Source organism: Telmatospirillum siberiense (assembly GCF_002845745.1).
Taxonomy (GTDB): Bacteria; Pseudomonadota; Alphaproteobacteria; order Rhodospirillales; family Magnetospirillaceae; genus Telmatospirillum; species Telmatospirillum siberiense.
The window spans coordinates 34532-42045 of sequence record NZ_PIUM01000044.1 but is presented as its reverse complement, the minus strand read 5'-3'; the positions used below and the strand labels follow the sequence as shown (position 1 = coordinate 42045).

6 protein-coding genes are annotated in these 7514 nt (G+C 64.8%); 5 read left to right on the top strand and 1 reads right to left on the bottom strand.

The window, feature by feature from the left end; genetic code table 11:
• The first annotated feature begins 508 nt into the window (after nt 1-508).
• The 5 genes from CWS72_RS25105 (at nt 509) to CWS72_RS25085 (ending at nt 6671) form a co-directional block, all read left to right on the top strand.
• Nucleotides 509-1699, top strand: a complete 1191-nt coding sequence (locus tag CWS72_RS25105) for an aminotransferase class I/II-fold pyridoxal phosphate-dependent enzyme (RefSeq protein WP_101253404.1) — start codon at nt 509-511, stop codon at nt 1697-1699.
• Nucleotides 1699-4143, top strand: coding sequence for an FtsK/SpoIIIE family DNA translocase (locus CWS72_RS25100; protein WP_101253403.1), 2445 nt, complete (start codon nt 1699-1701; stop codon nt 4141-4143). The genes CWS72_RS25105 and CWS72_RS25100 overlap by 1 nt, the downstream gene beginning before the upstream one ends.
• 38 nt (nt 4144-4181) lie before the next feature.
• The gene (locus CWS72_RS25095; protein ID WP_101253402.1) at nt 4182-4877 is read left to right on the top strand and encodes a LolA family protein; all 696 of its coding nucleotides are present in this window, start codon (nt 4182-4184) and stop codon (nt 4875-4877) included.
• Between the two features lie 321 nt (nt 4878-5198).
• Nucleotides 5199-5882, top strand: a complete 684-nt coding sequence (locus CWS72_RS25090; RefSeq protein ID WP_101253409.1) for a fumarylacetoacetate hydrolase family protein — start codon at nt 5199-5201, stop codon at nt 5880-5882.
• A 3-nt stretch (nt 5883-5885) separates the two neighbouring features.
• The gene (locus CWS72_RS25085) at nt 5886-6671 is read left to right on the top strand and encodes an exodeoxyribonuclease III (protein ID WP_101253401.1); all 786 of its coding nucleotides are present in this window, start codon (nt 5886-5888) and stop codon (nt 6669-6671) included.
• Nucleotides 6672-6675: 4 nt separating this feature from the next.
• Here CWS72_RS25085 and CWS72_RS25080 read toward each other — a convergent pair whose 3' ends face one another.
• Nucleotides 6676-7338, bottom strand: a complete 663-nt coding sequence (locus CWS72_RS25080) for a response regulator transcription factor (protein WP_158240813.1) — start codon at nt 7336-7338, stop codon at nt 6676-6678.
• Nucleotides 7339-7514 lie beyond the last annotated feature (176 nt).

Here is a 7514-nt window from a genome sequence, read left to right as displayed (position 1 = left end):
ATCGACCTGGTCATGGGCCTGCGGGTCACCCCGGAAGAGGAATCCGAGGGGCTCGACATCACCCTGCATGGCGAGGTGATCCATTAACCAATCCCCACCGGGATTGGTTAACGAGGGAGCGCCCGAAAGGCGCTCCCTTTTTTATTAAATAGCCCTCAAACGCCGGGCGGGCGGGGCCATTCGGCCCCTTGGCTTTATAAATGTCCCTCAGACGCCGGGCGCCGGCATCCGCCGGCTTGGCTCTCCTCGCTTATGCCTCCGCTGACGCTCCCGGCATAAGCTGCGGCGGCCTTAATGGCCTAGTCACCGGCTGCGCCGGTTCCGGTCGGGTCACGTCAGGCAACGGTGCCAATGAGGAACGGAGCGGGCTTGCCCGCGACTGGGCCGTTGAGGCCCCGCGCGAGCGCTCGCGCGTAAGCCAAGGGCGCGGACGCGCCCGCCCGGCGTTTGAGGGTTATTTAAAAGAAAACTTCGGCTTCGCCGGAGTTTTCGGTAAATTCCCCCCATCATGACCAATCCACGGCTCGATCTTCTTACCGATTATCCGTTCCAGCGTCTCGCCACCCTGCTGCAGGGGCCGCCTGGGGCCGATCCCATCATCATGTCCATCGGAGAGCCGCAGCATCAGCCGCCGGCCTGGGTCTCCGACATCCTCACCGAACAGGTGGCCGGATGGGGAAAATATCCGCCGATGGCCGGAACGCAGGCTTTTCGCGCCGCCGCCGCCGCCTGGCTGACGCGCCGCTTCCGCCTGCCGGACGGCGCCATCGACGGCGACCGGCAGATCCTGCCGTTATCCGGAACCCGCGAGGGCCTGTTTCAGATCGCCCATCTGGTCTGCGATCCGGCCAAGAGCGCCAAACCGCCCGTGGTGTTGCTGCCCAATCCCTTCTACCAGGTCTATGCCGGCGCCGCGCTGCTGGCCGGAGCCGAGCCGGTTTTCGTGCCGGCAGGGCCGGAAAACGGCTTCCTGCCCGATTTCACGGCGCTGCCGAAGGCCCTCCTCGATCGGACGGCGCTGGCCTATCTGTGCAATCCCGCCAATCCGCAAGGCACGGTGGCCGATGCCGCCTATCTCGAGGCCGCCGTCTCCCTGGCCCGCCGCCACGGCTTCACCCTGGCCGTGGACGAATGCTATTCCGAAATCTATGACGGGACCGAACCGGCCGGAGCGTTGCAAGCCTGCGCCAAGCTGGGCGGAGGCATGGAAGGGGTGGTGATCTTCCATTCCCTGTCCAAGCGTTCCAGCGCGCCGGGCCTGCGATCGGGCTTCGTCGCCGGCGAAGCCGGTTTGATCAAGGATTTTGGACGGCTGCGCGCCTATGGCGGAGCGGCCGTGCCGCTGCCCATCCTGGCCGCCTCCACCGCCTTGTGGCAGGAGGAGACCCATGTCGAGGCCAATCGGTCGCTCTATCGGGCCAAGCTCGACGTCGCCGAGGAGATCTTCGGGAAACGGTTGGGATTTTACCGGCCGGCCGGCGGTTTCTTCCTTTGGCTGGATGTCGGAGACGGCGAGCGGGCCGCATCCCGCCTGTGGACAGACGCCGGTGTCCGCGTCCTGCCCGGCGCCTATCTGGCCCGGCCCGACGAAGGAGGCCGCAATCCCGGCGCTCCCTTCATCCGGGTCGCCCTGGTCCATGATCTGGAAACCACGCGGCGGGCGCTTTCGCGCATCGCCGATGTGCTGGTGGAGGCCTGATGGCGAAGCCGGTCGCGCGCCGCAAGATCGAACACCGGTTTCTGCCCGCCGGAGCGGCGGACATGCTGAAACGCTGGTCGCTGCAGGCCGGCGGATTGGCGATCGTCGCCATCGCCCTTGCCCTGGCGGCGGCGCTTGCCACCTATAGCCGGCAGGATCCTAGCCTGGATACCGCCGCCGCGCCCGTCGGCTCCATCCGCAACATGCTGGGGGCGCCTGGCGCCATTCTGTCGGACCTGCTTCTGCAATTGTTCGGACTGACGGCCTGGCTGCCGGTTCTCGCCCTCGTCGCCTGGGGCGGCCGCCTGCTGGTCAGCGGCATCCCGCTTGAGAAAACCTGGGCGCGGGCGCTGCTGCTGATTTGCAGCCTGTTGCTGCTGGCCATCTCCTTGGCCTCGGTCCCGCTGCCCGATGGCTGGCATCTTCCTGGCGTGGTCGGGGGATCGGGCGATGCCCTGGGCGGATCGGCCGGCCGGCTGCTGCTCGAAGGCCTCGGCGAAGCGGCGCGGTTGCTAGGCGGACCGGTCGCGCTCTGGGTCCTTGTACCCTTCAGCGCGCTGCTCGGCCTGGTCTGCGCCTTTTACGCCCTGGGACTTTCCCTGGAGGAATGGCGCTCCATCGCCACCCATCTGCGGACGGCGGCGGCGGCCGTGCGCCGCTGGAGCGAAACCTTGCGCGGACTGCGGCCCATGCGGCCGCTGATGGCCGCCGCCGAGGGTTTCGTTCCGCAAGGGAACCGCCACGACCCGTCATTCTTTGGAGGAGGCGGCGGCGAAGAGCCGGACGAGGAGGAGCAATTCGCCGACCAGCCGGCGGCGGCACCCGTCGCCGCCGAGCGGACGCCCACCATCCGGCCGTCCGAACCCCTGGTCGCGCCGCGCGCACCGCGGACCCAGCCTGGCCGGCGCGAACAGGACGGCCGCCAGGGCCGCCTGGACCTGCCGGACGACAGCTACGAACTGCCGCCGCTCGGCCTTCTGGCCGCGCCTCCGGACAATCGCGGCACCGGCATCAACGAGGATGCCCTGGCCCAGAACGCCCGGCTTTTGGAATCCGTTCTCGACGATTTCGGCGTCAACGGTCAGATCGTCAAGGTGCGGCCCGGTCCCGTGGTCACCCTCTACGAACTGGAACCGGCGCCGGGAACCAAGACGTCGCGGGTGATCAGTCTGGCCGACGACATCGCCCGCTCGATGAGCGCGCTGTCGGTCCGCATCGCCACGGTCCCCGGCCGCTCGGTGATCGGCATCGAATTGCCCAACAGCCGGCGCGAAACCGTCTTTCTGCGCGAACTGCTGGCTTCCGAGGCTTTCGAGCGGGCTCCCTCCCGCCTGACCCTGGTGCTGGGCAAGGATATCAGCGGGCAGCCGATCATGGTCGATCTGGCCCGCATGCCCCACCTTCTCATCGCCGGAACCACCGGATCGGGCAAATCGGTCGCCATCAACACGATGATCCTCTCGCTGCTCTACCGGCTGCGTCCGGAGGAATGCCGCCTGATCATGATCGATCCGAAGATGCTCGAACTTTCGGTTTACGACGGCATCCCCCATCTGCTGGCGCCCGTGGTGACCGAACCCGGCAAGGCGGTCGTGGCCTTGAAATGGGCGGTCCGCGAGATGGAGGACCGCTATCGGGCGATGAGCCAGTTGGGCGTGCGTAATATCACCGGTTACAACCAGCGGCTGGCCGAAGCCCGGACCAAGGGGGAAAGCCTGTCGCGCACGGTGCAGACCGGGTTCGACCCGGAAACCGGAAAGCCGGTTTACGAAGACCAGGATCTGGATCTGCAGCCCCTGCCCTTCATCGTCGTCGTCGTCGACGAGATGGCCGATCTCATGCTGGTTGCCGGCAAGGACATCGAGGCGGCCATTCAGCGGCTCGCCCAGATGGCCCGGGCCGCCGGCATCCATGTGATCATGGCGACCCAGCGGCCCTCGGTCGACGTCATCACCGGCACCATCAAGGCGAATTTTCCGAGCCGCATCAGCTTCCAGGTCTCGTCGCGCATCGACAGCCGCACTATCTTAGGAGAACAGGGCGCCGAACAGTTGCTGGGCCAGGGCGACATGCTCTATATGGCGGCCGGCGGCCGGATCACCCGCGTGCACGGGCCTTTCGTCAGCGACCAGGAAGTCGAGTTGGTGGTCGAACATCTGCGCCAGCAGGGTGAGCCGCACTATGTCGACAACGTGACGGAAGAGGACGAAGGCGGCGGGGAAGATCCGGGCGGCCGTGGCGATTCCGGAGACGGCCTTTACGATCAGGCGGTCGCGCTGGTCGCCCGGGAAGGGAAGGCCTCGACCAGCTTCATCCAGCGGCATCTGCAGATCGGCTACAACCGCGCCGCCCGCATCATCGAGAAGATGGAAGCCGAGGGGGTGGTCAGCCGGGCCAATCATGTCGGCAAACGCGAAGTGCTGGTGCGCAGCCACGGCGACTGAGCCGTCGCCGGCGGCCTTAGTTTTTCTTAGGAGTTTCCATGTCGTTCCCTCAGAACCACTCCGGCCGCGCAATCGCGGGAAAACGCAAAGGAAGGGGCTGGCGTCTGGCTTTGGCGGCGGCGCTGTGCTCGCTATCGCTGACCGGGCCCCTCTCGGCGGCGGTACCGGCCTCGGCCGAGAGCGCCGATGTGGAGAAGGCCGAGAACTATTTGAACGGCATTACCACCTTCAAAGCCCATTTCATGCAGGTCAATCCCGACGGCGCCACCGCCGAAGGCACGGTTTATCTGTGGCGGCCCGGACGGTTGCGGCTGGACTACGACCCGCCCAGCCCCATCGAGGTGGTCGCCGACGGCAATTTCCTCATCTATTACGACAAGCAGTTGCAGCAGGTGAGCTATCTCGGTCTCGATTCCACACCGGCCGGCATCCTCGTCCGTCCCGCGATCAAATTGAACGGCGAGGATCTGAAGGTCACCAAGGTGGGCCATCAGCCCGGCATCATGAATGTGACGGTGATCAAGGCGGCCGATCCGTCCCAGGGACGGATCACCCTGGTCTTTACCGAATCGCCGTTCCAGTTGCGGCAATGGCAGGTCACCGACCCGCAGGGACAAGTCACCACCGTCTCGCTGTTCGACGCTTCGACGGGCCTCACCTTCGACAAGGATCTTTTTTATTTCAAGGATCCGAAGCTGGGTCATGGCCCGGACTTATCCACAAGTGGTCGGTAAACCTCAAGAATTGCTATTTTGCGGGTCAGCCATGTGATATTCACATGGCTGATATGTGACTGGGCGAATTGAGGACCGGCCTCCCCGCGACCATTTCTTAAAACAGATGGTCGCGGTCGCAACGTCCGTGATCGGTGGGAGCGGTTTCCCCTGCCGTTCCCACGCTCCGCAGAGGAGCATTGGGCGCCCGGTTACCCCCCTGACCGGGCGCCCTTCTTTTGTACCAGGCGATCGGTTGGCAACTGTGCTTTTCATATCTTCGTCTTTTCTGATTATACTCCCCGCTTGCTTCTCGCGCGTTCCTCCAAAGGCGGAGTTCCCATGACGTTCTTTGTTTTCCCCCCGCCCGCTCCCGTCGTTTTGCCGGTGTCCGGCGGCGGCCTGTTTCCCGTGCGCCGTGTCTTCTGCGTCGGACGGAATTATGCCGATCACGTCCGTGAGATGGGGAACGACCCCGACCGCGAACCTCCGGTCTTTTTTACCAAGCCGGCCGACGCCATCACGACGCTGCCGACCGTTCCCTTTCCCAGCGCCACGCAAAATCTCCATTACGAGGGAGAACTGGTGGTGGCCATCGGCAAGGGAGGCGACGCCATTCCGGCGACCGCCGCGCTTGAGCATGTGTACGGCTATACCGTCGGCTGCGACCTGACGAGGCGGGATCTTCAGTCGGCCGCCAAGAAGGCGGGGCAACCCTGGGACATGGGCAAGGGCTTCGATTTCTCGGGCCCCGTCGGCGTCCTGCACCCAGTGGAGGAGATCGGCCATCCCGCCACCGGGGCCATCACCCTTTCGGTCAACGGCGCGGCCAAACAGCAAGGCGATATCGGCCAGATGATCTGGTCCGTTTCCGAAGTCATCGCCGCCTTGTCGGAATATGTCCATCTGGCCCCGGGCGATCTGATCTTCACCGGTACGCCGGCCGGCGTCGGTCAGGTGGTCAAGGGCGATCGCATCGAAATCCATGTCGACGGGGTCACCACCCACGTCTTCACCCTGGTCTGAGCGTTGCGTCTCGTCACCTGGAACGTCAATTCGGTGCGGCTGCGCCTGGAGCAGCTCGCCCGGATCGACATGGCCTTGCGGCCGGACGTGGTCTGTCTGCAGGAAACCAAGGTCGCCGATCCGCAGTTCCCCCGGGAAGCGCTGGAAGCGCTGGGCTATCACGACATCGCCATCTTCGGGCAGAAAAGCTACAACGGCGTCGCCATCGCCTCGCGGCTGCCGCTGGAAGACGTGCGAAGCCAAAACTGGTGCGGCCGCGACGATTGCCGCCATCTGATCGCCCGCGTCGGAGAGGTGGAGGTGCATTGCCTTTATATCCCGGCCGGCGGGGATATCCCCGATCCGGAGGTCAACGGCAAATTCGCCCACAAGTTGGAGTTTCTCGATTCGCTGACCGCCTGGTTCGCGGCTCAGGACGCCTCGGATCGGCCCAGAGTGCTTGTGGGCGATCTCAATATCGCGCCTTTGCCGACCGACGTATGGTCGCATCGGCAGATGCTGAAGATCGTCACCCACACGCCGATCGAGATCGAAAAGATGACCGCGCTACAGGAATCGCTCGGCTGGGTCGACGCCGTCCGTCATTTCATTCCTCCTGCGCAACGACTGTCCACTTGGTGGAGCTATCGGGCCGCCGATTGGGCCGCCAGCGACCGCGGGCGCCGTCTCGATCATATCTGGGTGACCCCGCAGTTGACGCCCCGCCTGACCGGTGCCGCCGTCTTCGCGGAAAGCCGGGGCTGGCAGCAACCTTCCGATCATGCGCCGGTCATGATCGACCTGGCTTAGGGCTTCAATTCAGCCGGTAGCCGCCGGCCATGGTGGACAGCAGGGCTTCGGCCCCCGCGGTGCCGGCCAACTTGCGGCGCAAGCGATAGATGTGGGTTTCCACCGTATGGGTGGAAACCGCGTTGGAGTAGCCCCAGACCTGGCCCAGAAGCTCGTCACGCGATACCACGCGGGCACCGGCGCGGTGAAGATAGGCCAGAATGGCGGTTTCCTTTTCCGTCAGATGAATGCGCCGGCCGGCATCGTCGGTCAGGTGGCGCGCAATGGGATGAAGACGAAAGGCGCCAATGGCAATTTCGCCACCCGCCGGCGGATCGCGCAACCGGTCCTGTAGATGTTGAAGCAATTCGGCGAAACGATAGGGTTTTGCCAGACAGGCGTCGGCGCCGGCCGCCTTCAGCGCCGCCTCGCCTTCCCGGCCGACGCCCAGGACGACGATCGGACATGGTCCCAGGGCGGCCCGCATGGTTTGGCAAACCGCCGGCAGCGTGTCGTCCACCGATTGGGCATCGAGCAGCAGCAGATCGATGGCCTTGCCGGCGAGCCACTGGTCGATCCGCGTTACCGAAGGCGCCGCCGCCACCAGATAACCCTGAGCGGTCAACTGATCCGCCAGGGACCGGGCCAGCAATTCGTCGGCCTGCACCATCAAGATGTGTTTCGTCATGGAATATCGAACACTCGAAGCCGAAGACGCCATGCTATCCTATCCGTTTCTCTTTCTCACGATTTCTAATCGGCGGCCGAAAGCGGATTGGTCATGGAACCGAACGGTGATAGAGAAAAGCGGGCCTTGAAGGCCAGGTCAACGCGTTCGTCCTTTTGCATCGGGGGAAAAGCGGC

Bases quoted from the DNA above. Each gene is read 5' to 3' on its own strand.
- CWS72_RS25080 (WP_158240813.1), bottom strand. From the start codon at position 7,338: ATGACGAAACACATCTTGATGGTGCAGGCCGACGAATTGCTGGCCCGG.
- CWS72_RS25100 (WP_101253403.1), top strand. From the start codon at position 1,699: ATGGCGAAGCCGGTCGCGCGCCGCAAGATCGAACACCGGTTTCTGCCC.
- CWS72_RS25105 (WP_101253404.1), top strand. From the start codon at position 509: ATGACCAATCCACGGCTCGATCTTCTTACCGATTATCCGTTCCAGCGT.
- CWS72_RS25095 (WP_101253402.1), top strand. From the start codon at position 4,182: ATGTCGTTCCCTCAGAACCACTCCGGCCGCGCAATCGCGGGAAAACGC.
- CWS72_RS25090 (WP_101253409.1), top strand. From the start codon at position 5,199: ATGACGTTCTTTGTTTTCCCCCCGCCCGCTCCCGTCGTTTTGCCGGTG.